Source organism: Novosphingobium sp. AAP83 (assembly GCF_001295795.1).
Taxonomy (GTDB): Bacteria; Pseudomonadota; Alphaproteobacteria; order Sphingomonadales; family Sphingomonadaceae; genus Novosphingobium.
The window spans coordinates 1-23,507 of sequence record NZ_LJHY01000003.1 but is presented as its reverse complement, the minus strand read 5'-3'; the positions used below and the strand labels follow the sequence as shown (position 1 = coordinate 23,507).

The following is a 23,507-nucleotide window of genomic DNA, read 5'->3' as shown; positions in this document are numbered from 1 at the left end:
GATGGCTCTTCAAGATAAAGACCGCATTTTCACCAACGTCTATGGCTTCCAGCCCTGGAACCTGAAAGCTGCGCAAGCGCGCGGCGATTGGGACAATACCAAGGCCCTGATGGAGCGAGGGCAAGACGCGATCATCGAGGAAATCAAGGCTTCGGGCCTGCGCGGGCGTGGCGGTGCGGGCTTCCCCACCGGCATGAAATGGTCGTTCATGCCCAAGGAAAGCAAGGACGGACGTCCCAGCTTCCTCGTGATCAACGCCGATGAATCCGAGCCTGGTTCGTGCAAGGACCGCGAAATCATCCGCCACGATCCGCACAAGCTGATCGAAGGCGCGCTGGTGGCAGGCTATGCGATGCGCGCACGCGCCGCTTACATCTACATTCGCGGTGAATATATCCGCGAAGCCGAGACGCTGTTTGCCGCCGTGCAGGAGGCCTATGACGCTGGTTTGATCGGCAAGAACGCTTGCGGTTCGGGCTATGATTTCGACGTCTTCGTCCATCGCGGCGCGGGCGCTTACATCTGCGGCGAAGAAACCGCGATGATCGAAAGCCTTGAAGGCAAGAAGGGCCAGCCCCGCCTCAAGCCGCCATTCCCGGCAGGCGCAGGCCTTTATGGCTGCCCGACTACGGTCAACAACGTGGAATCGATCGCGGTCGCGCCGACGATTCTGCGGCGCGGCGCTTCGTGGTTCTCGTCTTTCGGGCGTGACAACAACAAGGGCACCAAGCTCTTCCAGATCAGCGGCCATGTAAACCGGCCCTGCGTGGTCGAAGAAGAGATGAGCATTCCGTTCAGCGAGCTGATCGAAAAGCACTGCGGCGGCATTCGCGGCGGGCGTGACAATTTGCTCGCGGTGATCCCCGGCGGATCATCGGTGCCGCTGGTGCCCGCTTCCGAAATCTGGGACGCGCCGATGGACTTTGACGGCCTCAAGGCGGTCGGCTCAGGGCTGGGCACGGCTGCGGTGATCGTCATGGACAAGTCCACCGACATCGTCCGTGCGATCGCCCGCCTGTCATACTTCTACAAGCACGAGAGTTGCGGCCAGTGCACGCCCTGCCGCGAAGGCACCGGCTGGATGTGGCGCGTGATGGAACGCCTGCGCACCGGCGATGCCGACGTCAGCGAAATCGACATGCTCCACAACGTGACCAAGCAGGTCGAAGGCCACACGATCTGCGCCCTTGGTGACGCCGCCGCATGGCCGATCCAAGGCCTCATCAAGCACTTCCGCCCAGAGATCGAACGCCGGATTGCCGAGAACGTGCGGCCAGAACTGTCGGAGGCAGCAGAGTAATGCCTAAAGTCAAAGTCGATGGCGTAGAACTCGAAGTCCCCGCAGGCGCTACTGTCCTGCAGGCTTGCGAGCTGGCCGGTAAGGAAATTCCGCGCTTCTGCTATCATGAGCGGCTGTCCATTGCGGGCAATTGCCGCATGTGCCTGGTCGAAGTGAAGCCGGGGCCGCCAAAGCCGCAGGCGTCGTGCGCGCTGCCCGCGTCCGAAGGTCAGGAAATCCGCACGGATTCCGAAATGGTCAAGAAGGCACGCGAAGGGGTGATGGAGTTTCTCCTGATCAATCACCCGCTCGATTGCCCGATCTGCGATCAGGGCGGCGAGTGCGATCTTCAGGACCAGTCGGTTGCCTATGGGCGTGGTGCCTCGCGGTATCACGAGCACAAGCGCGCGGTGACCGAGAAGTACATGGGCCCGCTGATCAAGACGACGATGACGCGCTGCATCCACTGCACCCGCTGCGTCCGCTTCAGCGAAGAAGTGGCGGGCGTGGACGAAATCGGCGCGCTCTATCGCGGCGAAACGATGCAGATTTCGACCTACCTCGAAAAGGCTGCGGCGCACGAATTGTCGGCCAATGTGATCGACTTGTGCCCGGTCGGTGCGCTCACCAGCGCGCCTTACGCGTTCGAAGCGCGTCCTTGGGAATTGAAGAAGACGCTGTCGATCGACGTGTCGGACGCCGTGGGTTCCAACATCCGGCTCGACAGCCGTGGCCGCGAAGTGATGCGCATTCTGCCGCGCGTCAACGATGACGTGAACGAGGAATGGCTGTCTGACCGCGCACGCTACGTGGTCGATGGCCTGACCCGTCGCCGCCTTGATAAACCGTGGCTGCGCCGTGACGGCAAGCTGGTTGCGGCGACGTGGGCCGAAGCTTTCGATGCTGTGGCCAAGATCAATCCCGGCTCGTCGGTAGCGGTTGTTGCGGGTGATCTGGTCGATTGCGAAACGATGTTTGCGGCCAAGAAGCTGGCAGGGGCCTTGGGATCCACGCTGCTCGAAGGCCGCCAGACCGGTTTGGCTTATGACGCGTCGAACCTTGCTGCGGTAAACTTCAACTCCACGCTTGCCGGGATTGAAGAGGCCGACGCGATCCTGATCGTCGGCTCGATGGTCCGCGATGAAGCGCCGCTGCTCAACACCCGCATCCGCAAGGCTGTGAAGAAGGGCGCCAAAGTGTTCATCGTCGGCCCGCAGTGGGACCCGACGTATGCCGCCACGTTCATCGGTGATGATTTGGCGGGGCTGGGCGATCTGCCTGCCGCCGTCAGCGATGCCTTCAGCGCGGCGCAGAAACCTGCGATCATCCTTGGCGGTGCTGCGCTGGGCAAGGGTGCGCTGGGGGAAGGGCTGGCCTTCGCTGAAAAGTTCAATCTGGTTCGTGATGACTGGAACGGCTTCAACGTGGTCCACATGGCCGCTGCCCGCATGGGCGGACTGATGCTGGGCTATGCGCAAAAGGGAGGCATTGCCGATCTGGTTGCTGCTGCGCCCAAGATGGTGATCTCGCTGGGTGCGGACGAGGTGGACTTTGCCAGGTTTGCAGGCTCGATGATCGTCCACATTGGCCACCACGGTGACAAGGCGGCGCATGCTGCCGATGTGATCCTGCCTGCCGCTGCGTTTAGCGAAAAGGACGGCACTTACGTCAATACCGAAGGCCGCGTGCAATATGCCGAACAGGCCGTGTTCGCGCCGGGCGATGCGCGGCAGGACTGGACGATCCTGCGCGCCATGGCCGATGCGCTGGGCGTTTCGGTCGGCTTTGACAGCTTCGAGCAGCTTCGCGCCGCGATGATTGCCGAAGTTCCCGCACTGGGCGTCGAAGGCTTGGTCGATTACGGCGCGCTTCCTGCGGCTCCTGCGGGCGCAAAGGCCGAAGGCGTGATCGCGGGCTATCCGATCAAGGATCGCTACCTGACCAACGCCATCGCGCGCTCCAGCCCGACGTTGCAGCGCTGCTCGGCAGTATTACTCCACGGTGAAAGCTTTGCGGAGGCCGCGGAATGACAGAATTCTTCATGGGTCTTGGCCTCTCATATGAGTGGGCTTGGGGGCTCTCCACCATCTGCGGCATCCTGCTGATCGCGTTCCCGCTGATGCTGGGCGTTGCGATGATCATCTATGCCGATCGCAAGATCTGGGCGGCGATGGCGCTGCGCAAGGGGCCGAACGTGGTGGGGCCGCTGGGTCTGCTACAATCCTTCGCCGATGGTCTGAAGGTGTTCCTGCAGGAAACCATTATCCCGACGGCGGCGAACAAGGGCCTGTTCCTGATCGCGCCGATCATCACCTTTACCGTCGCGCTGCTGGCCTGGGCGGTGATCCCGTTCAATTCGGGCGCGGTGCTGGCCGATATCAATGTCGGCCTGCTCTATGTGCTCGCGATTTCGTCGCTCGGCGTTTACGGCGTGGTGATCGCGGGCTGGTCGTCCAACTCGAAGTACCCGTTCTTCTCGGCCATGCGTGCCTCGGCGCAGATGATTTCCTATGAAGTCTCGATCGGGTTTATCCTGATCTGCGTGGTGCTGTGGGCGGGCACGTTCAACCTGAACGACATCGTTAAGGCGCAGCAATCGCACGTCTGGATCATCAACGGCTTCGTCGCGAACCCGCTGCTGTTTCCGATGTGGGTGATGTTCCTGATTTCGGGCATGGCTGAAACCGCACGCGCACCGTTCGATCTTACCGAGGCGGAATCAGAACTCGTTGCCGGTTACCAGACCGAATATTCGTCGATGGCCTTCGCGCTCTACTGGCTTGGCGAATATGCCAACGTGCTGCTGATGTGCGCGCTGAACGCCGTGCTGTTCTGGGGCGGATACCTGCCGCCGCTCGACATTCCGGTGCTCTATCTGGTGCCAGGCTTTGTGTGGCTCCTGCTCAAGATCCTGTTCTTCTTCTTCATCTTCAGTTGGGTAAAGGCGACCGTCCCGCGCTATCGCTATGACCAGCTGATGCGCCTTGGCTGGAAGATCTTCCTGCCCACCTCGCTGCTGTTCGTGGTTCTCGTCAGCGGTTATCTCATGGCAACCGGACACTTCGCATGAGCGTCTCGCAACTCATCAAAAGCTTCACGCTTTGGGAATTCCTCAAGGCGCATTGGCTGACCTTGAAGTATCTCTTCAAGCCCAAGGCGACGATCAATTACCCGTTCGAGAAGAACCCGCTTTCGCCGCGCTTCCGTGGTGAACATGCGCTGCGCCGTTATCCCAACGGCGAAGAGCGCTGCATCGCGTGCAAGCTGTGCGAGGCGGTCTGTCCGGCGCAGGCGATCACGATCGAGGCTGAACCCCGTGAAGACGGCAGCCGCCGTACCACGCGCTATGACATCGACATGACCAAGTGCATCTTCTGCGGTTTCTGTCAGGAAGCCTGCCCGGTCGATGCCATCGTCGAGGGTCCGAACTTCGAATACGCGACCGAAACGCGCGAGGAGCTGCTTTACGACAAGGCCAAGCTGCTCGCGAACGGGGACAAGTGGGAGCGGGCACTGGCCGCGAACCTTGAAGCCGATGCGCCGTATCGCTAGGGGGCCGCGATCATGATCCAGGTAATCGCCTTCTATCTCTTCGCCACGCTGTGCATCTTCAGTGGTGCCGTGACGATCCTTGCGCGTAATCCGGTGCATTCGGTGCTCTGGCTGATCCTCGCGTTCTTCAACGCTGCCGGCCTGATGGTGCTGGTAGGGGCAGAGTTCATCGCGATGCTGCTCGTGATCGTCTATGTCGGCGCGGTTGCGGTGCTGTTCCTGTTCGTGGTGATGATGCTCGACATCGATTTTGCCGAACTGCGGGCAGGGTTCATCAAGAACTTCCCGCTCGGCCTTGCGCTGGCGGTGGTACTGTTCGTTGAATTGTTCGTCGGTCTGGTCGTTCACGGCGCGGGCGGGGTGCAACTGGGCAAGGCCAGCGGCGCTGCGGCGCAAGCGGCTGATATGTCGAACATTCAGGCTATCGGCGCGCTGCTTTACAGCAAGTATCTGTTCCTGTTCGAAGCGGCAGGGCTTGTTCTGCTGGTCGCCATGATCGGCGCGATTGTGCTGACGCACCGTGAGCGTTCGGGCACACGCGGCCAGATCATCGCCAAGCAGAACGCACGCCGTCCGCAGGACGCCACGATCAACATGCAGCCTGAAACGGGCAAGGGAGTTCAGCTGTGATCGGCATCGAACACTATCTCGTCGTTAGCTCGATCCTGTTCGTGCTGGGCGTGTTGGGGATTTTCCTCAACCGCAAGAACGTGATCATCATCCTGATGGCGATCGAATTGATCCTGCTGTCGGTGAACATCAACTTCGTCGCGTTCAGCGCCTTCCTTGGCGATCTCGTGGGTCAGGTTTTCGCGATGTTCGTGCTCACAGTGGCGGCGGGTGAAGCGGCCATCGGGCTTGCTATCCTCGTCATCTACTTCCGTGGTCGCGGCACGATTGCCGTTGACGATGTCAACCGGATGAAAGGCTGATGATCGTGGCAATGATAAATAGGGACTGTCCCTATTATTCCGTCAGTGCGGCAAAAATAGGGACTGTCCCTATTTACGGAGGTGTGCGGTGAACGCCATCCTGATCATAGTTTTCCTGCCGCTGCTGGCAGCGATCATCGCAGGGCTTGGCAACAAGCAACTGGGCATGGTGCCCGCCAAGGTCATCACGACCGGCGCGCTGTTCATCTCGTGCGCGCTGTCGTGGCCGATCTTCATCGGCTTCCTTGGCGGCCATGCCGAGGCTAGCGTTACGCCGGTGTTAAGCTGGGTGAAGTCGGGCAATCTCGATTTCGCATGGGCGCTCCGCGTCGATACACTGACCGCTGTCATGCTGGTGGTTATCACCAGCGTCTCGGCGCTCGTCCACCTGTACTCATGGGGGTACATGAGCGAGGAGCCCGATCAGCCGCGCTTCTTTGCCTACCTCTCGCTGTTTACCTTCGCGATGTTGATGCTGGTGACGGCGGACAACCTCGTGCAGATGTTCTTCGGTTGGGAAGGTGTGGGCCTTGCCTCGTACCTGCTGATCGGTTTCTGGTTCAAGAAACCGTCGGCCAATGCCGCCGCGATGAAGGCCTTTGTGGTCAACCGCGTGGGCGACCTTGGCTTCATGATGGGCATTTTCGGCACGTTCCTTGTGTTCGGCACCGTTTCAATCCCCGAAATCCTTGCAGCCGCGCCCGGCATGGCCGGATCGACCATCGGGTTCCTTGGCGGCCGTTTCGATACGATGACGGTGCTGTGTATCCTGCTGTTCATCGGCGCGATGGGCAAATCGGCACAGTTGGGGCTCCACACCTGGTTGCCAGACGCGATGGAAGGCCCGACCCCGGTTTCGGCACTGATCCATGCGGCAACGATGGTCACCGCAGGCGTGTTCATGGTGTGCCGCCTGTCGCCGATGTTCGAAGTCAGCCCGACCGCGTTGGCGCTGGTCACTTTCATCGGCGCGATGACCTGCATCTTTGCGGCAACCGTTGGCACGACGCAGACCGACATCAAGCGCGTGATCGCCTATTCGACCTGTTCGCAGCTTGGCTATATGTTCTTCGCAGCGGGCGTTGGCGCTTATGGCGCGTCGATGTTCCACCTGTTCACGCACGCCTTCTTCAAAGCGCTGCTGTTCCTCGGCGCAGGGTCAGTGATCCACGCGATGCACCATGAACAGGACATGCGGTACTATGGCGGGTTGCGCAAAAGTATCCCGTTGACCTATTGGGCGATGATGATGGGCACGCTCGGCATCACCGGCGTCGGCATTGTCGATGTGTTCGGTTTTGCAGGCTTCTATTCGAAGGACGCGATCCTTGAAGCGGCTTATGCCAAGGGCACGGAACTGGGCTATTTTGCCTTCTTCCTCGGTATCTTTGCGGCGCTTCTGACCAGCTTCTATTCGTGGCGGCTGATCTTCCTGACGTTCTTCGGCAAACCACGCTGGGAACAGTCGGAGCATATCCAGCACGCGGTTCACGATGATCACGGTCATGACGATCATGCTCACGGGCATGAGACCCAAGCACACGCGCATCATGATGAACACAGCGACGGTACAGCGGGCTATCACCCACACGAAAGCCCGCTCAACATGCTGATCCCGCTTGGTGTTTTGTCGGTTGGCGCGGTTCTGGCTGGCTTTGTGTTCCATCATTCCTTCGTCAGCGAAGGCACCGGCCACTTTTGGAAGGGCTCGCTCGTCTTTGCCGAACACACCATTCACGCGATGCACGAAGTGCCGCTGTGGGTGAAGTGGGCACCGTTCGCGGTGATGGCCACCGGCTTGGCTGTAGCCTGGTATGCCTATATCAAGAACACGAGGTTCCCGGCAGCCTTCGTTGACCAGTTCGGGTTCCTCTACAAGTTCCTGCTCAACAAGTGGTACTTCGACGAACTCTATCACGCGATCTTCGTCGTTCCGGCGATGTGGCTGGGCCGCAAGTTCTGGACGGTGATCGATCAGGGCGTGATTGATCGGTTCGGTCCGAACGGTGCGGCCTGGGTTGTTGCCCAGGGCAGCCGCGCCGCCGCCAAGCTCCAGTCGGGGTATCTCTATAGCTATGCGCTGGTCATGCTCGTCGGACTTGTCGGCGCGATCAGCTGGGTGATCGCACAATGATGGGTTTTCCGATCCTCTCGGCTATGCTGCTCGTGCCTTTGGTGGCTGCGGTGGCGTGTCTTGTTGTACCGCGCGAGCAGGCGCGCAGTATTGCCCTGATCGCTACACTGGTCGATTTCGTGCTCGGCATGGTGTTGTGGGCCAATTACGATATTGGCGGCGCGCAGTGGCAGTTCACCGAAAGCGCTTCGCTATTTGCAGGCTTCTCGTGGAAGCTGGGCATTGATGGCATCGCGCTGATGCTGATCGCGCTGACGGTGTTCCTGATGCCGGTGTGCATCGGCGCCAGCTGGCTGTCGATCGACAAACGTCAGGGCGAATATTATGCGGCGTTCCTGCTGATGGAAACGCTGATGATCGGCGTGTTTGCAGCGCAGGACTTGTTTCTGTTCTACATCATGTTCGAAGCCGGCCTCATCCCGATGTACCTGATCATCGGCGTGTGGGGCGGGGCGGACCGCATCTACGCCAGCTACAAGTTCTTCCTCTACACGCTGCTTGGCTCGGTGCTGATGCTGATCGCGATGTTCTGGATGGTCAACGAAGCGGGCACGACCGACATCCCGACGCTGATGGCCTATAACTTCCCGGCGGGTGCGCAAACGTGGCTGTGGCTGGCGTTTTTCGCGAGCTTTGCGGTGAAGATGCCGATGTGGCCGGTGCACACATGGCTGCCCGATGCCCACGTTCAGGCACCAACCGGCGGTTCGGTGATCCTTGCAGGCGTCTTACTCAAGATGGGGGGCTATGGCTTCATCCGCTTCTCGCTGCCGATGTTCCCCGAAGCCTCGGCACAGTTCGCGCCGCTGATCTTCGCCATGTCGATGGCCGCAGTGGTGATCACCTCGCTGATCGCGCTGGTGCAGAGCGATATGAAGAAGCTGATCGCCTATTCCTCGGTCGCGCACATGGCGATTGTGACGGTCGGCCTGTTCGCGTTCAACGTACAGGGCCTCGAAGGCTCGATGATCGTGATGCTCAGCCACGGCTTGGTCGCAGGCGCATTGTTCCTTTGCGTTGGCGTGATCTATGATCGTCTGCACACACGCGAGATCAGTCGCTATGGCGGACTTGCGATCAACATGCCGCGCTATTGCATCTTTTTCCTGCTGTTCACGATGGCCTCCATCGGCCTTCCGGGAACAAGTGGTTTCGTTGGCGAATTCCTGTCGCTGCTGGGCATTTATGAAATGTCGAGCTGGGTGGCGTTGGTCTGCACCACCGGGATCATCCTTGGCGCGGCCTACATGCTCTACCTATACCGCCGTGTGGCCTATGGTGAGCAGAAGAACGCCGATGCCGCCGCCATGCTCGATCTCGACAATCGCGAGTGGGCGATGATGGTGCCGCTGGCCGCTGTCGTGCTGTGGATGGGCGTCTATCCTGAAAGTTTCCTTGCGCCGATGCGCAAAGATATCGCAACGCTTGACGCCCGTCTCGCGCACGCAAAGCCGCATGGCGATGCCGATGTGAAGGCCGGAACCGGAAAGCCCGCTGCTGAAGAACAATCCGCCCATGGGGGGGCGCACTGATGGATTTCGCCCGCTCACTCGCGCTCGTCGCCCCTGAAACGCTGCTTTCGGTATCGGGATTGATCCTGCTGCTGGTCGCCGCCTGGGCCGGTGACAAGGCCTCGCGCGCCATCTCCATCGCCGCTGTTGCCGTGTTGACAGTCTGCGCCATCATCGCCGCGCCCGCACTTTGGGGCGCGGCGATGGGGCCGCAGACCGAAGCCTTCGGCGGCCAGTTCCGCGCCGATGCTTTTGCGGCCTATGGCAAGCTTTTGATCTATGCCAGCGCGGGCGTCACCTTGATGGTCGCCCCTGCGTTCTTTGATCGCGTAAAGGCGATGCGGGCCGAATTTCCGCTGCTGATCATTTTCGCCTCCATCGGCATGGGCATGATGGTATCAGCCGCTGATTTGCTGACGCTCTATATCGGCCTCGAATTGACCAGCCTTGCCTCTTACGTGTTGGCATCGTTCCTTCGCGTCGATGAACGCTCGGCAGAAGCCGGCCTCAAGTACTTCGTGCTGGGCTCGCTCGCTTCGGGCATCCTGCTGTTCGGCATGAGCCTGCTTTACGGTTTCACGGGCACGACCAGTTTTGCGGGCATTCACGATGCGATGACCGGCGAGATGGCGACCGGCGCATTGTTTGGCGTGATCTTCGTGCTCGCGGGCTTGGCTTTCAAGATCAGCGCCGCACCGTTCCACATGTGGACGCCTGACGTCTATGAAGGCGCGCCAACGCCAGTCACCACCTTCTTCTCGACCGCGCCAAAGGTCGCCGCGCTTGGCCTTATGATGCGCGTCACATTGGAAGCTTTCGGCAACCAAGTGTTTGCATGGCAGCAGGTCGTGATCTTCGCCTCATTGCTCTCGATTGTGATCGGTGCATTGGGCGCGATTGGTCAGAACAACATCAAGCGCCTGATGGCCTATTCGTCGATCAACAACGTCGGCTTCATTCTGATCGGCCTTGCTACGGCAACGCAGGCAGGAGCCTCGGCCATGCTTGTGTATCTTGCGATCTATGTCGCGATGTCGGTTGCAGGCTTTGTCGTTATCCTGCTGTTGCGCGATGAAAATGGCGATGCGGTCGAAGCGATTTCGGATTTTGGCGGCCTGTCCAAAACCCGGCCATGGCTTGCGCTGTCGCTGGCGATGGTGATGTTCAGCCTTGCCGGTATTCCGCCGCTGTTCGGCTTCTGGGGCAAGTTCGTGGTGTTCCAGGCTGCGGTTCAGGCGGATTTGATCGTCCTTGCCGCCATCGGCATTGCCGCCTCGGTCATCGGCGCGTTCTACTACCTCAAAGTTGTCAAGGTCATGTATTTTGACGAGGCGGTGGACAAGGTGAAGGGCGCAGGCGAATTGTCGCACACCGTCATTCTTGTGCTGGCGCTGCTGGTCAATTCGCCGCTCGGCTATTTGCTGACCAAGTGCCTTGATACGCTGGCGGGGAATGCCGCTGCGGCGCTGTTCTTCGCTTACTGACACGCCGCCAGCATTGATTGAAACCATTGCCGATATTCCATCGACCAACGGCGAGCTTTTAGCCCGCCTTGGCCGGGGTGAGCCGGTTTCCGAAGGCCAGTGGCTCGTCGCTGACCGCCAGAGCGCGGGACGGGGCAGGGCAGGCCGCGTCTGGTCAGACGGCTTCGGCAATTTCATGGGGTCCACCGTGGTGCGCTTGCGCACGTCCGATCCCTTGGCGCAAACGCTGGCGCTTGTCGCGGGCGTGGCCGTCCATGAGGCCGTGGTTGAGGCGACGGGCGGCCTTGCCGGTTTGAAACTGAAATGGCCGAACGACTTGCTCGTTGGCGATGCCAAATTGGCAGGCATCCTGCTCGAACGGCAGGGCGATGCCGTGGTTGTCGGCATCGGGGTTAATCTGGCGCAAGCTCCCGATGTGCCGGGGCGGGCAACGGCATCCCTGGCCGGGTTCGGCATGACCGTCCCCCGCGATGATTTTGCCGCAATCCTTGCCGAACGCTTCGCCGATGCGCTGATCCGCTGGCATCTGGGCGAGTGGGCCGTATTGCGCACGCAGTGGCTGGCGCGGGCTATGCCCACAGGGACCCTTGTTTCGGTCAAGGATCGCGACCAATGCGAGATCATGGGTGCGTTTGGCGGGATTGATGACGACGGCGTTGCCCTTCTGCGCTTGGCGAATGGCACTGTCCGTGCCATCCACGCAGGTGACATAGAAATGGTGGGTTCCCATGCTTCTGGCGGTTGACGTCGGCAATACCAATATCGTCTTTGCCCTGTTTCAGGGCCGTGCGATCAAATCGCGCTGGCGCGTGGCCACCGATCCGCGCCGGACGGCGGACGAATACGCCGTGTGGTTGCTGCAATTGATGCAGTTGCAAGGGTTTGATCACAAGTCGGTCCGGCAAATCCTGATTTCAACTGTGGTGCCACGTGCGCTGCACAACCTGACGGTGCTTTCGCAAAAGTACTTCGGCATCGAACCGCTTGTCGCAGGGCAGCCGCCTGTTGAATGGGGCTTTGAAGCTGACATTGACGATCCCCGTTCGCTGGGGGCGGATCGCGCGGTCAATGCGATCGCCGCCCATGCGCGCTATGCTGGTGATCTGATCGTGGTCGATTTCGGCACGGCAACCACGTTCGATGTGGTCGATTTCAACGGGGCCTATAAGGGCGGCATCATTGCGCCCGGCATCAACCTGTCATTGGATGCGCTCGTTAACGCCGCCGCCAAGCTCCCGCGCATCGCCATTGAAGCGCCACGGGGCAGCAAGAGCGTTATTGGCCGCAACACCGAAGACCAGATGCACATCGGCGTGTTCTGGGGCTATGTTGCGATGATGGAGGGGCTGATTTCGCGCATGCGTGCCGAAATCGGACGACCCGCCAAAGTTGTCGCCACGGGCGGTCTCGCCGTGCTATTTGGCGAACACACAGACATTTTCGATCATGTCGATACCGACCTGACGCTGGATGGCCTTGCCATTCTGGCCGAGCGGGTCGCGCTCAACCAAGGCTTTACGCAGTGAAATCACCCAAGGAATTGTTGTTTATCGCCCTTGGTGGGTCGGGCGAAATTGGAATGAACGTCAACCTTTATTGCTGTGATGGCAAATGGTTGATGGTCGATCTGGGCATGACCTTTGCCGATCCGCACTATCCGGGGATCGATCTGGTCTTTGCCGATCTTGAATTCATCGAAGACCGGCTCGACGATCTGATTGGTGTCGTGCTCACGCATGCGCACGAAGATCACATCGGTGCGGTGCCCTATTTCGCGCAAGACCTTGGCGTGCCGCTCTATGCCACACCGTTCACCGCGAAGCTGGTGCACGAAAAGCTGGTTGAGGCAGGCATCGAGAAAGAGGTCGAGCTTAACGTCATCGATCACCTTGACCGGTTCGAGCTTGGCCCGTTTGGCATCCGTTATGTGCCGCTCGCGCACTCGATTGCCGAGGGCAACGCGCTGCTGATCGATACGCCGCACGGCAATATCTTCCACACCGGTGATTGGAAACTCGACGACGAGCCGCGCATCGGCACGCCTGCCACCGAAGAAGAACTCACCGCAATCGGCGATGAGGGTGTGCTGGCGCTGGTTTGCGATTCAACCAACGTGTTCAATCCCAAGGCTTCCGGGTCTGAAGGTGAAGTGCGCGCCGGGTTGATGGAAGCCGTCGCCGCGCAAAAGGGACGGCGCGTCGTCGTCACCACCTTTGCGTCCAACGTGGCGCGCCTTCAGACTTTGGGCGAAGTGGCCGAGGCGACGGGGCGGCGGCTATGCGTGGCCGGGCGTTCGCTTGACCGGATCATCCGTGTGGCCAAATCGTGCGGCTATCTCAAAGACTTGCCCGACCTTGTTCATATCGAAGATGCGATGGACGTGCCGCGCGGTGAATTGCTGGTTTTGGCTACAGGCGGGCAGGGCGAGGCCCGTGCAGCGCTGGGAAGGATCGCGTCTGAACAGCATCCGATCCGTCTTGAAAAGGGCGATGTTGTGTTGTTTTCCAGCCGCCAAATCCCCGGTAATGAACTGGCGATTGGCCGCATTCAAAATTCGTTGGCTGATAAGGGTATCCGGATTGTGACGGATCGCCAATCGATGATTCACGTCTCAGGCCATCCCGGACGGCCTGAACTTGTCGCGCTATACGATTGGATTCGGCCGGAGATTCTGGTTCCAGTGCATGGCGAAATTCGCCACATGGCAGAGCAGGCGCAATTGGGGTTGGATGAAGGCATTCCCAAGGCGATTGTCCAGAAGAATGGCGATCTGATCCGCCTTGCGCCCGATGGGCCGAAGAAGCTGTCCGAAGAACGCGCCGGTCGGCTGATCCTTGATGGGGACATTATCGCACCCGCCAATGGCGAGGCGATCATCGCGCGCCGCAAGATTTCCGAGAACGGTTTGATCAGCGTGGCTTTGGCCGTGCGCAGCGATGGCCAATTGGTGTCCGATATCGATATCGGTTCGATGGGCATACCGCTCGATGAAGACATGGAAGCCTTTGTCGCTGATGCCAAAGTTGAAGCCGCCGACGCGGTGAAGAAACTGCGCGGTGATCGCAAGCGTGATCGCGCGGCTGTAGCAGAAGCAGTACGACTTGCGGTGCGGCGCTGTGGGCAGCGCTGGTCTGGCAAGAAGCCTGTCGTCCAAGTCTTGTTGCGTGAAGGCTGAGGCAAATGAAGTGGACTTCGATCCTTGCGATTTATGGCCTTTTCTGGGTGATGGCGGGCTTTATTGTTTTGCCGTTCGGCGTGCGCACCAGCGATGAGATGGGCACCGTCAAAGTTGAAGGACAAGCCGAAAGTGCGCCTGCCAACTTCTCGGCGCGCAAGCTGGTGATCCGCACAACGATTCTTGCAACGGCGATGTTTGCGTTCTTTTATGCCAATTATTTCAACGAATGGATCACCGTCGCCGATCTCGACGTGACCACCTACATCGGTCACTGACGGGCGCGCGGGGGGTGCGCGATTGGGCTCGACGCTTGCGGCTTGATCCGGCCTTGCTGGCGCTTCTGGTGCTGGCTTTTGCATTGCGCGTGCCCATCGCCTTGCTCACTGTCTATCACCATGCAGACGAAGTCTGGCAGTATGTCGAACCTGCCTATGGCCTGATCACGGGAGACTGGATCAAGACGTGGGATATCCGGCTTGGCATCCGTAGCTGGTTGATCCCGCTGCTCCTTTTGCCGCCCGTCTGGATTGGCCATGCGCTTGATCCTGCGGGTGAGTTGCATTTGATTCTGCCGCGTCTGGCTATGGCTCTCGCCTCGCTCGGATCGGTATGGGCGGGGTGGGCGCTGGGGCTGCGCATCAGCCGGACCCACGCGATTGTAGCCGGTTTTGTGGCTGCGGTGTGGATAGACTTTGCCTATTTCGCCTCGCGCACATCAAGTGATACTCTTTCGGTGCTGGCAGTGTTGCCGGGTTTGGCGCTGCTCACCCGCTTTCGCGATAGCGGTCTTGCGCGCTTGGCGTGGGGAGCGGGGTTCCTGCTCGGCCTCGGTTTCATTGCGCGGTTCCCGCTAGGGCCGGCGCTCGCCATTCCGTTCCTGTGGGCAGGGCGGGGCGATTTCCGCAAGGCATGGCCTGCGCTGCTCGGCGGCGCATCGCTGGCGGTGCTGTGCGATATTTTGGCCAATGCCGCGATGGGCCAGCCACCGCTGCTGTGGATCGTGCGCAATGTGCTGGCCAACGTGGTGGAAAACCGCAGCTTGGCCTTCGGGGTGGAAACGCCCGACTGGTACGTGCGTGTCTTGGCTTGGCAGTGGCAATTTATCGCTATTGTATTGATTCCATGTATATTTTTTGGGTATCGGCGCTATCCGATGCTGCTGCTGACCGCTCTGGCGGTGATTGCGGTACACTCTGCCATCGGGCACAAGGAGTACCGCTTCATCCTGCTGGGCGTCTCCTTGCTGGTGCTGCTCGCGGCGATTGGTTCGGTCGATTTGTTGAAATGGTGGATGGCCCGCCGCGCATGTGTTTCATCAACTAAAGCCCTCGCCATGATCCTTTCGCTATGGCTGGTGGCCTCTGTGCAAGTAGCACTTGTTGAGCCGTTCCGCATCAACTGGACCGTTGGCCAGGCACCGCTGCGCGCCTTTCGGACGGTTCGTGCGCAACCGGGGCTGTGTGGCCTTGCGACATACCGGATTCGCGATGTGCCGTTCGTCTCCCGCGCGATGCTGAATCGTGAGGTGCCGGTCATGTTGATCAGTTCAGAAGCAGCGATGCGCGTTACGACACAGCGCTACAACGTGGTGATCACACCGGCAGAGCACCTGTCCGAATTGCCGAGCGACTTTCGCTTCAAAGGCTGCATGACGCGGGAAAAGCCGCTGTTCGAAGAGCATTACTGCGTGATGGCAAGGCCCGGGCCGTGTAGTGAACGTCCCGGTATGCTGGAATACAACACCGCGCTCAAACGGATGGACCGTTAGACGCCTTCGAGCGCATAACCAGCGGAACGTACTGTCCGGACAGGATCAGCCGCACCAGGAATGGCGACAGCCTGGCGCAGTCGGCGGATGTGTACATCGACCGTGCGTAACTCGATGTCGCTGCCGCTGCCCCATACCGCATCAAGCAATTGCCCGCGCGAGAATACCCGGCCCGGATGCTCCATAAAGTGGCGCAGCAAGCGGAACTCGGTGGGGCCGACTTTCATCGGCGTGCCGCGCCGCATGACGCGGTGCGCGGTGGGATCGAGCGCCAGATCGCCGACCGTGATTGTCTCGCCAGCCAGTGCAGGACGCACACGGCGCAGGACAGCGCCTACCCGGGCGATCAGTTCGCGCGGGGAGAACGGCTTGGTCACATAATCATCCGCGCCGATTTCGAGCCCGCGAATACGGTCATCTTCATCAGATCGTGCGGTGAGCATGATGATGGGGACGTGTGCGGTTTCTTTGTTGCGGCGCAGGCGTCGGCAAACTTCGATGCCGCTGGTGCCGCCGATCATCCAGTCCAGCAGGACAAGATCGGGTGCGTCTTCAGCGGCGAGCAGCAAGGCTTCATCGCCATCATCGGTTGTGCGAACGTCGTAGCCCTCACCGCGAAAGCGGTATTCAACCAGCTCGGCAAGGGCCGTATCGTCTTCAACCAGAAGCAGTTTCGGAGCAGGCACGCAAACCTCCATGACAGTCAGTTTGCTGAAGCACGACGGATGTTACCTCAGTATGACAAAACTCTTGCATGGTAATTCGGGCAAGCGAAAAACAATCATCAGGCCGGCGGAATAACCTCTTCACGCTCTGGCAGTTTTGCGCCGGTGGCCGCGTAATAGACCATTTCAGCAATGTTCGTTGCGTGATCGCCGATCCGTTCGATATTGCGCGCGACGAACAGGAGCTGTGCCGCTGTGCTGATCGTCGCGGGATCTTCGACCATGAACGAGATCAGGTTGCGGAAGATCGAATCGTAGAACGCATCGACTTTGGCGTCGCGCTGAACGATTTCAGTGGCGGCGACAGGATCGCGCGCGGCAAATGCGGTCAACACATCGTGGACCATTTCGGCCGCGAGATCGTTCATGGCTGGGATCAGCGTCAGCGGTTCAAATCGGCGACGGCCTTCGATGATGCCTACGCGCTTGGCGATGTTCTTGGCGTAATCACCGATGCGTTCGATCACGCCTGCAATCTTGAGCGCAGCGACAACTTCGCGCAGATCGTCAGCCATCGGTGCGCGCAAGGCGAGCACGCGGATGGCGAGTTTATCGACTTCGGCTTCAAGCTGGTCGATGCGCTTGTCGCGCGCGATGACGCCCGCGGCCAATTCGTGGTCTGCACGAATAAGGGCATCCATAGCCTCGGACACCGAAAGTTCGGCCAGGCCGCCCATTTCGGCAACAAGGCCGCGCAGCCGGGTGATGTCGTCGTCGAATGCCTTGACGGTATGTTCAGCCACGTTTCAATCCTCGTCCCTGCCGCTCAACCGTAGCGTCCAGTGATGTAGTCCTTGGTACGTTCTTCACGCGGATTGGTGAAGATATCGGAAGTTTTGCCGTATTCCACAACCTTTCCGAGATGGAAGAACGCCGTTCTTTGTGAAACACGCGCTGCCTGCTGCATCGAGTGGGTGACGATGACGATGGCGTAACGCCCGCGCAACTCGTCAATCAGTTCCTCGATGCGTGCCGTTGCAATCGGATCAAGCGCTGAGCATGGCTCGTCCATCAGGATGACTTCGGGATCAACTGCAATGGCACGCGCAATGCACAGGCGCTGCTGTTGGCCGCCCGAAAGCGCGGTGCCGCTATCATTCAGGCGGTCTTTGACTTCATCCCACAGGCCCGCACGGCGCAAGGACTGTTCGACGATTTCATCGAGTTCCGTCTTGGAGCCGGTGATCCCGTGGATGCGCGGCCCATAAGCGATGTTTTCGTAAATCGATTTGGGGAACGGGTTGGGCTTTTGAAACACCATGCCCACGCGGGCGCGCAACTGCACCACGTCCATTCCCGAACGATAGATATCAGCGCCGTCGAGCGTGATCTCGCCTTCGACGCGCGCGTTCGCGATGGTGTCGTTCATGCGATTGAGCGAGCGCAGGAACGTCGATTTGCCGCAGCCCGACGGCCCGATGAAGGCCGTGACATAACGCTGCGGGATGTCGATCGAGACGTCATCAATCGCGCGTTTGTCGCCATAGAACACCGAGACGTTTTTCGCGCTCATCTTCAAAGGCGCGTCAAAGTAGGGCGTATCATCCGCCTTTACTTCGGTGTGAACCACAGACTGGGTCGCTTCAGTGTTCATTTTACCACCGTTTTTCGAAGCGGTTGCGCATGTAGATCGCAAGACCGTTCATCATGAGCAGGAAGACGAGCAGGACGACAATGGCAGCGCTGGTGCGCTCGACAAAGCCGCGGTCGATCTCGTCTGACCAAAGGAAGATTTGCACCGGCAGCACGCTTGACGGCGAGGTAAAGCCTGATGGAGCCGTGGCGACGAATGCGCGCATGCCGATCATCAGCAGTGGCGCGGTTTCGCCAAGCGCGCGGGCCATGCCAATGATCGTGCCGGTGAGGATACCGGGTAGGGCGAGTGGCAGGACGTGATTGAATACGACTTGCACCTTGCTCGCGCCAATCGCCAGCGCGGCATCGCGGATCGAAGGCGGCACGGCCTTGATCGCATTGCGGCCCGAGATCACGATGACCGGCATGGTCATCAACGCCAGCGTCATGCCGCCGATCAGCGGGGCAGAGCGCAAGTTCGGGAAAATCACGAGGAATACGGCAAGGCCGAGCAGACCGAAGATGATCGATGGAACCGCCGCCAGATTGTTGATCGAGATCTCGATCATTTCGGTCCAGCGGTTCTTCGGCGCATATTCTTCAAGATAGAGAGCCGATAGCACGCCAACGGGGAAAGCGAGGATCAGCGTGACGAACATCGTCAGCATTGATCCTTTAAGCGCACCCCAGATGCCGACCGATTGCGGGCTGGTGGCGTCTGACCGGCTAAGGAAGCCTTTATCGAACGCGCGGACAAGCTTGCCTTCGGAAACAAGCTTGCGCGCAACCACTTGCATCGCTGGATCGCGTTCGCCGCGCTGGGCAGATGCCAGAGCGTCGCTTGCGGGAAGCGAAACTTTCAACGTGTTGCTCAGCCGCGAAGGGTCTTCAATCAGCATGTCGGCCACTTCGCGCCAGGCGCCTTCAGCCAGCATATCTCCGGCATCCGGTCCAAACGCTTTGACAGCAGCGTTTTCGACAACTTTGGGCAGGCCGACCAGTTCGAGGCCGCCCAAAGGATCGGGCTGGGTCAGACGCTCGGCATCAATTTGCATGGCGCCAGCGAGGGGGATCTCGAAGCGCAATTCGCTGCGCTGAAACCCGCCAATGCCGGCAGACGTCATATTGATGAGCAGTAAAAGCAGCATCAGGCCCGAGAAGGCAACGGCGACGAAGCCGAGCAGGCGGAAGTTACGGTCTGCGGTTTTACGGCGCGCAAGTCCGCGCGCCATCATAGCCTGACGGCGGGCCTGCACAGCAGCAGGATCGGTTTCGGAAGCGGCGCTCATCGACGGGGCCTCACTCATAAGCTTCGCGGTAGCGCTTGACCACGCGCAGAGCGATGAAGTTCAAGGCCAATGTGACAAGGAAGAGGACCATGCCCAGCGCAAACGCCGATAGCGTTGCGGGATGATCGAAGCTGCCTTCACCGGTCAGCATGGCGACGATCTGGAAAGTGACCGTGGTCATGCTTTCAAACGGGTTGGCTGTGAGATTGGCAGAAGCACCGGCGGCCATGACGACGATCATCGTCTCGCCAATCGCGCGGCTGATCGCCAGCATGACACCTGCGACGATACCGGGCAGGGCGGCAGGAACCAGCACTTTGCGGATGGTTTCTGCGGTGGTTGCGCCCATCGCCAGACTGCCATCGCGCATGGCTTGGGGCACGGCGGCAATGCTATCATCGGCCATCGAGGACACGAACGGGATGATCATCACGCCCATAACAAGGCCCGCGGCAACCGCGCTTTCTGTCGACGCGCTGGATATGCCGATGGCTTGTGCCACATCGCGCACCATCGGCGCGACGGTAAGCGCGGCGAAATAGCCGTAAACAACGGTGGGCACGCCAGCGAGAATTTCGAGCAGCGGCTTCATTACCTTACGCACGCCGCTGCTGGCATATTGCGTCAGGAAGATCGCGCTCATCAATCCGAGCGGGATTGCGACGATCATGGCGATGATTGCACCAATATAGATCGTGCCCCAGAACAAAGGGATCGCGCCATAATCTTTGCCATCAGGTGCGCCGCCGCTCATCGGATCGGGCGACCAATGGGTACCGAACAGGAAGTCGAGCGGTGAAACCATGCCGAAGAAGCGGACGGTTTCAAAAACGAGGCTGGCGATGATGCCAATTGTGGTGAGCACAGCGACCAGCGAGGCGATAAGCAATGCCGCCATGACCGCACGTTCTACCCGCGTCCGCGCGGTGAAATCGGGCTTGAGCCGGGTGAACGCAAACGCGCCGCCCGCAAATGCGACGATCAGCGTGACGACCAGTCCGATCGAACCATAAAACTGGATCGCGGTGCGGAATGGTTCGATCAAAGCTTGCGCATCATCGTTGAACACGCCGAAAGCGCGCCCTTCGGCGACCGAACGTGCTTCGGCCAGAAGCGTCTGCCGCTCAAAGCCGAACGTGGGGAGCAAGGAAGCAGCCGGATCGGCCAGCACTTGCGCCGTAATCAGCATTGGGCTGATTACATTCCACAGGCCTGCAAACAATACGGCCGGTACAGCCACCCAAAGGGCGACGTACCAGCCATGGAAATTGGGCAATGAATGCAGGCGGACCCCCGGCGCGGATCGCCGGAAGGCCCAGGCACGGGACCGTGCCGCCAGCCAACCAAACAGGCCCAGCCCAAAGGCGAGCAATAACAGGATGGCAGACGACATAACCCCCGAAATTCCCTTACTTCAACTGCGAACCGTCAAGAACCGGAAGGTCGTTAACAGCCTTTGCGCTTGCGGCAAGCACATCGTCAGGTGCGACGACCATGCCAAGCTTTGCAAGTGCGCCATCCTTGCCCCAAAGCTTTGACCATTCTGTGACAAATGCCTGAAGTCCGGGAATTGCTTTGAGGTGAGCCTTCTTCACATAAATGTAGAGCGGGCGCGCACCGGGATAGCTGAAGTCCGAGATCGAGGCGTAAGTTGGCGCAACACCCTTCATGGCCAGGCCTTTGATTCGACCAGTATTTTCCTCAAGATAGGAAAAACCGAAGATGCCGATAGCTTTGGGATTGGCTTCGATCTTCTGGACGATCAGATTGTCGTTTTCGCCCGCATCGACATAAGCGCCATCATCACGCACTTCGGTACATATCTTTTCGTGCGAATCTTTGTTGGTTTCCTTGAGCGCCTTCATTTCGGCGCTCTCGTCACAACCCTTGGCAAGAATCAGTTCCTTGAGTGCATCGCGGGTGCCCGAAGTTGATGGCGGGCCGTAAACCAGAATCGGGAGAGCGGGAAGTGACGGGTTGACGTCTTTCCATGTCTTGGCAGCTTGCGGCTTGCCGTAAGGATTCTTGGCCAGCGCTTTGTAAACGTCTTCAGGCGTAAGCGCGATTCCGGGGCCGTTTTCGGCTTCGGCGAAGGCGACGCCATCAAGGCCAACCTGGATTTCGACGATTTCCTTGACGCCGTTCTTTTGGCAATCTTCGAATTCTGATTTCTTCATACGGCGCGATGCGTTTTCGATGTCGGGCGATTGTGCGCCGACCCCTGCACAAAACAGTTTCATGCCAGCGCCCGTGCCGGTCGATTCGATAATCGGCGATTTGAGCGAGGCGTCGGATTTGGCCAGCGATTCAGCAACCGCTTTGGCGAAAGGATAAACAGTGGATGAACCAACAGCGCGGACCTGATCGCGCGTGCCGCCATCCTGCGATCCGCAACCGGCAAGCGAAAGCGCGCCAAGCGCAGCGACGGAGAGCGAAATGTTACGAATCATCAACATGTTTAAGACCCTATCCCTATTGGCTTTGTGGCCAATGCGACGGTTTCGTGACAGCGTTATGACAATGATCCGGCGGCAGGTGAAGCGCTCGTTGCGACAATTGGCGCTGCCAGAGGAATGCGGACCGAAACAGTGGTGCCTACGCCGAGAGTGCTGGCGATATCGAGTTTTCCACGGTGACGTTCAACAATATGCTTCACGATGGCAAGGCCAAGTCCGGTGCCACCGGCTGTGCGGCTGCGGCCCGGATCGGTGCGATAGAACCGGCGGGTGAGATAGGGCAGGTGATCGGGATGGATACCTTCGCCTTTGTCCGTCACCGTCAAATGCGCTTCGCCTGCGCCGGTGGAGAGCTTTACTTTTACAGGAGCCGTTTGGTCGCCATATTTGAAAGCATTGTCGATGAGATTACGGACGAGCTGGTCAAGCTGCTGACGGTCTCCGCCCACGACGGCTTCTGTGGTATCGATTTCTATCCGCTCGTCGCCGGATGTCATCGCCACTTCGCTACCAATGCTGCCTACCAGTTGGCCAAGATCAATGCGGTCACGCGGAACTTCATGCTTTTCGGCTTCAATCCGCGAGAGAGACATGAGATCTTCGACAAGGCTTTGCAACCGTCGCGATTCCCGCAAAACCGTTGCATGGAAACGGGCAGCGGTGGGCTCATCGACTTTGGCATCAGGATCGGCAAGGGTTTCAACATACCCGATGATAGACGCGAGCGGCGTGCGCAGTTCGTGGCTGGCATTGGCAACAAAGTCTGTATGTGCGCGGCTGATATCGGCTTCGGCTGTGCGGTTGACCATTTCGATCAACGAATAGCGTTCATCAATCGGGACGCGGCTGACTTGCCAGATGCTGCGAGCGCCGGTGAGTCCGCGCACTAGCGCGCGACCTTCCGGCTTGGCGAGCAAGCGGATCGCTTCGGGATGGCGCAGGGCGACGCGCGCGTCCTGTCCAACAAGGTGCGTGCCGAGTTCTTCGCGTGCGGCGGCATTGGCTGCGGCGATGCGCTGCCCATCCAGCATCAGCACCGGAAGGCCGAACGGCTCCACCAGTTCTATCATGGTTTGCCGCGAAACGCTGCCATCATCGCGGGCTAGCGTTTCGACGGTAGGCTCAGGGCGGGCCAGCCATAGTGTGGCTAGCCAGACCAGCAGAATGGAAAGTGAAAGCCAGAGCCCGGCACCTGCAAAATACATCACTACCGCCGCGCACAGCGCAACAACGATGCTGGGAATGGGCAACGACAAACCAGTCATTGAATCACGCCGTTTAGTTTGCCCGCAATATGCGAATCGCCAACCGGTTCAGCGGGCGTCGTCAAGGTCGAGATAGGCTAGCGGTATCGACAAGTGCAAGCGCAGTACGCCGCTGTCAAAAACAAGCCTTGTGCAGAAGTTGCGAAAAGCGCTTGGTGACCCCTACGGGAATCGAACCCGTGTTTCAGCCGTGAAAGGGCCGCGTCCTAACCGCTAGACGAAGGGGCCATTGGGAAAACCCATGGCATGCGCTGCTTGTACCATTCTGCGTTTGCAGGATGAATGGTGACCCCTACGGGAATCGAACCCGTGTTTCAGCCGTGAAAGGGCCGCGTCCTAACCGCTAGACGAAGGGGCCA

The 23,507-nt window shown here is 59.5% G+C and carries 21 protein-coding genes and 2 tRNA genes; 14 read left to right on the top strand and 9 right to left on the bottom strand.

The features are described 5' to 3' along the window. Position 1 precedes the first annotated feature (1 nt). The 14 genes from nuoF (at position 2) to IP81_RS01810 (ending at position 15,838) form a co-directional block, all read left to right on the top strand. Entirely contained in the window at positions 2–1,300 is a 1,299-nt protein-coding gene (gene nuoF, locus IP81_RS01875; protein ID WP_054106284.1) for an NADH-quinone oxidoreductase subunit NuoF, read from the top strand. After that, positions 1,300–3,309 (top strand): NADH-quinone oxidoreductase subunit NuoG, encoded by a 2,010-nt coding sequence (gene nuoG / locus IP81_RS01870; RefSeq protein WP_054106283.1) that lies wholly within the window; start codon positions 1,300–1,302, stop codon positions 3,307–3,309. The genes nuoF and nuoG overlap by 1 nt, the downstream gene beginning before the upstream one ends. Continuing rightward, positions 3,306–4,349 carry an NADH-quinone oxidoreductase subunit NuoH gene (nuoH, locus tag IP81_RS01865; RefSeq protein WP_054106282.1) on the top strand — a complete coding sequence of 348 codons (1,044 nt, stop codon included), beginning with the start codon at positions 3,306–3,308 and terminating at the stop codon, positions 4,347–4,349. The genes nuoG and nuoH overlap by 4 nt, the downstream gene beginning before the upstream one ends. Next, on the top strand, positions 4,346–4,831 hold the full coding sequence (gene nuoI, locus IP81_RS01860; protein WP_054106281.1) for an NADH-quinone oxidoreductase subunit NuoI: 486 nt from the start codon (positions 4,346–4,348) through the stop codon (positions 4,829–4,831). The genes nuoH and nuoI overlap by 4 nt, the downstream gene beginning before the upstream one ends. Positions 4,832–4,843: 12 nt before the next feature. Then, positions 4,844–5,461, top strand: coding sequence for an NADH-quinone oxidoreductase subunit J (locus IP81_RS01855; protein ID WP_054106280.1), 618 nt, complete (start codon positions 4,844–4,846; stop codon positions 5,459–5,461). Then, on the top strand, positions 5,458–5,763 hold the full coding sequence (nuoK, locus tag IP81_RS01850; RefSeq protein ID WP_054106279.1) for an NADH-quinone oxidoreductase subunit NuoK: 306 nt from the start codon (positions 5,458–5,460) through the stop codon (positions 5,761–5,763). Before IP81_RS01855 ends, nuoK begins: the two co-directional genes overlap by 4 nt. An 88-nt stretch (positions 5,764–5,851) precedes the next feature. Then, positions 5,852–7,897: an NADH-quinone oxidoreductase subunit L gene (nuoL, locus tag IP81_RS01845; protein WP_054106278.1), complete on the top strand. Its 2,046-nt coding sequence runs from the start codon at positions 5,852–5,854 to the stop codon at positions 7,895–7,897. Beyond that, complete coding sequence (locus tag IP81_RS01840; RefSeq protein ID WP_054106277.1) at positions 7,894–9,429, top strand: NADH-quinone oxidoreductase subunit M; 1,536 nt, start codon at positions 7,894–7,896, stop codon at positions 9,427–9,429. The genes nuoL and IP81_RS01840 overlap by 4 nt, the downstream gene beginning before the upstream one ends. Next, positions 9,429–10,892: an NADH-quinone oxidoreductase subunit NuoN gene (nuoN, locus tag IP81_RS01835; RefSeq protein WP_054106276.1), complete on the top strand. Its 1,464-nt coding sequence runs from the start codon at positions 9,429–9,431 to the stop codon at positions 10,890–10,892. The genes IP81_RS01840 and nuoN overlap by 1 nt, the downstream gene beginning before the upstream one ends. A gap of 13 nt (positions 10,893–10,905) precedes the next feature. Continuing rightward, a complete protein-coding gene (locus IP81_RS01830) occupies positions 10,906–11,637 on the top strand; it encodes a biotin--[acetyl-CoA-carboxylase] ligase (RefSeq protein ID WP_197274488.1) in 732 nt (243 codons plus the stop codon). Further along, positions 11,621–12,418, top strand: a complete 798-nt coding sequence (locus tag IP81_RS01825; protein WP_054106274.1) for a type III pantothenate kinase — start codon at positions 11,621–11,623, stop codon at positions 12,416–12,418. The genes IP81_RS01830 and IP81_RS01825 overlap by 17 nt, the downstream gene beginning before the upstream one ends. A 53-nt stretch (positions 12,419–12,471) precedes the next feature. Next, the gene (locus tag IP81_RS01820; protein WP_054106465.1) at positions 12,472–14,067 is read left to right on the top strand and encodes a ribonuclease J; all 1,596 of its coding nucleotides are present in this window, start codon (positions 12,472–12,474) and stop codon (positions 14,065–14,067) included. A gap of 5 nt (positions 14,068–14,072) precedes the next feature. Then, positions 14,073–14,345, top strand: coding sequence for a DUF1467 family protein (locus tag IP81_RS01815; RefSeq protein ID WP_054106273.1), 273 nt, complete (start codon positions 14,073–14,075; stop codon positions 14,343–14,345). A 14-nt stretch (positions 14,346–14,359) separates the two neighbouring features. Then, a complete protein-coding gene (locus IP81_RS01810) occupies positions 14,360–15,838 on the top strand; it encodes a mannosyltransferase (RefSeq protein WP_197274487.1) in 1,479 nt (492 codons plus the stop codon). On the opposite strand, the gene phoB is transcribed toward IP81_RS01810, so the two are convergent. The 9 genes from phoB to IP81_RS01765 form a co-directional block, all read right to left on the bottom strand. Beyond that, complete coding sequence (phoB, locus tag IP81_RS01805; protein ID WP_054106464.1) at positions 15,835–16,524, bottom strand: phosphate regulon transcriptional regulator PhoB; 690 nt, start codon at positions 16,522–16,524, stop codon at positions 15,835–15,837. The two genes, IP81_RS01810 and phoB, sit on opposite strands and share 4 nt — an antisense overlap. 98 nt (positions 16,525–16,622) lie before the next feature. Continuing rightward, positions 16,623–17,306 (bottom strand): phosphate signaling complex protein PhoU, encoded by a 684-nt coding sequence (phoU, locus tag IP81_RS01800; protein WP_054106271.1) that lies wholly within the window; start codon positions 17,304–17,306, stop codon positions 16,623–16,625. Positions 17,307–17,329: 23 nt separating this feature from the next. Then, positions 17,330–18,076, bottom strand: coding sequence for a phosphate ABC transporter ATP-binding protein PstB (pstB, locus tag IP81_RS01795; protein WP_304437622.1), 747 nt, complete (start codon positions 18,074–18,076; stop codon positions 17,330–17,332). 82 nt (positions 18,077–18,158) lie between these two features. Then, entirely contained in the window at positions 18,159–19,427 is a 1,269-nt protein-coding gene (pstA, locus tag IP81_RS01790) for a phosphate ABC transporter permease PstA (RefSeq protein WP_054106270.1), read from the bottom strand. Positions 19,428–19,437: 10 nt separating this feature from the next. Beyond that, on the bottom strand, positions 19,438–20,820 hold the full coding sequence (pstC, locus tag IP81_RS01785; RefSeq protein ID WP_054106269.1) for a phosphate ABC transporter permease subunit PstC: 1,383 nt from the start codon (positions 20,818–20,820) through the stop codon (positions 19,438–19,440). A gap of 16 nt (positions 20,821–20,836) precedes the next feature. Next, complete coding sequence (locus tag IP81_RS01780) at positions 20,837–21,877, bottom strand: substrate-binding domain-containing protein (RefSeq protein ID WP_054106462.1); 1,041 nt, start codon at positions 21,875–21,877, stop codon at positions 20,837–20,839. A gap of 62 nt (positions 21,878–21,939) precedes the next feature. Next, positions 21,940–23,148, bottom strand: a complete 1,209-nt coding sequence (locus tag IP81_RS01775; RefSeq protein ID WP_054106268.1) for a cell wall metabolism sensor histidine kinase WalK — start codon at positions 23,146–23,148, stop codon at positions 21,940–21,942. 153 nt (positions 23,149–23,301) lie between these two features. Next, a tRNA-Glu gene (locus IP81_RS01770) sits at positions 23,302–23,376 on the bottom strand. Between the two features lie 55 nt (positions 23,377–23,431). After that, positions 23,432–23,506: transfer RNA gene (locus IP81_RS01765), tRNA-Glu, on the bottom strand. Between the last annotated feature and the right edge of the window lies 1 nt (position 23,507).

Bases quoted from the DNA above. Each gene is read 5' to 3' on its own strand.
- pstA (WP_054106270.1), bottom strand. From the start codon at position 19,427: ATGAGCGCCGCTTCCGAAACCGATCCTGCTGCTGTGCAGGCCCGCCGT.
- IP81_RS01855 (WP_054106280.1), top strand. From the start codon at position 4,844: ATGATCCAGGTAATCGCCTTCTATCTCTTCGCCACGCTGTGCATCTTC.
- nuoI (WP_054106281.1), top strand. From the start codon at position 4,346: ATGAGCGTCTCGCAACTCATCAAAAGCTTCACGCTTTGGGAATTCCTC.
- nuoG (WP_054106283.1), top strand. From the start codon at position 1,300: ATGCCTAAAGTCAAAGTCGATGGCGTAGAACTCGAAGTCCCCGCAGGC.
- nuoH (WP_054106282.1), top strand. From the start codon at position 3,306: ATGACAGAATTCTTCATGGGTCTTGGCCTCTCATATGAGTGGGCTTGG.
- IP81_RS01825 (WP_054106274.1), top strand. From the start codon at position 11,621: ATGCTTCTGGCGGTTGACGTCGGCAATACCAATATCGTCTTTGCCCTG.
- IP81_RS01820 (WP_054106465.1), top strand. From the start codon at position 12,472: ATGAACGTCAACCTTTATTGCTGTGATGGCAAATGGTTGATGGTCGAT.
- IP81_RS01815 (WP_054106273.1), top strand. From the start codon at position 14,073: ATGAAGTGGACTTCGATCCTTGCGATTTATGGCCTTTTCTGGGTGATG.
- IP81_RS01840 (WP_054106277.1), top strand. From the start codon at position 7,894: ATGATGGGTTTTCCGATCCTCTCGGCTATGCTGCTCGTGCCTTTGGTG.
- IP81_RS01775 (WP_054106268.1), bottom strand. From the start codon at position 23,148: ATGACTGGTTTGTCGTTGCCCATTCCCAGCATCGTTGTTGCGCTGTGC.
- nuoF (WP_054106284.1), top strand. From the start codon at position 2: ATGGCTCTTCAAGATAAAGACCGCATTTTCACCAACGTCTATGGCTTC.
- nuoN (WP_054106276.1), top strand. From the start codon at position 9,429: ATGGATTTCGCCCGCTCACTCGCGCTCGTCGCCCCTGAAACGCTGCTT.
- pstB (WP_304437622.1), bottom strand. From the start codon at position 18,076: ATGAGCGCGAAAAACGTCTCGGTGTTCTATGGCGACAAACGCGCGATT.
- pstC (WP_054106269.1), bottom strand. From the start codon at position 20,820: ATGTCGTCTGCCATCCTGTTATTGCTCGCCTTTGGGCTGGGCCTGTTT.
- IP81_RS01780 (WP_054106462.1), bottom strand. From the start codon at position 21,877: ATGATTCGTAACATTTCGCTCTCCGTCGCTGCGCTTGGCGCGCTTTCG.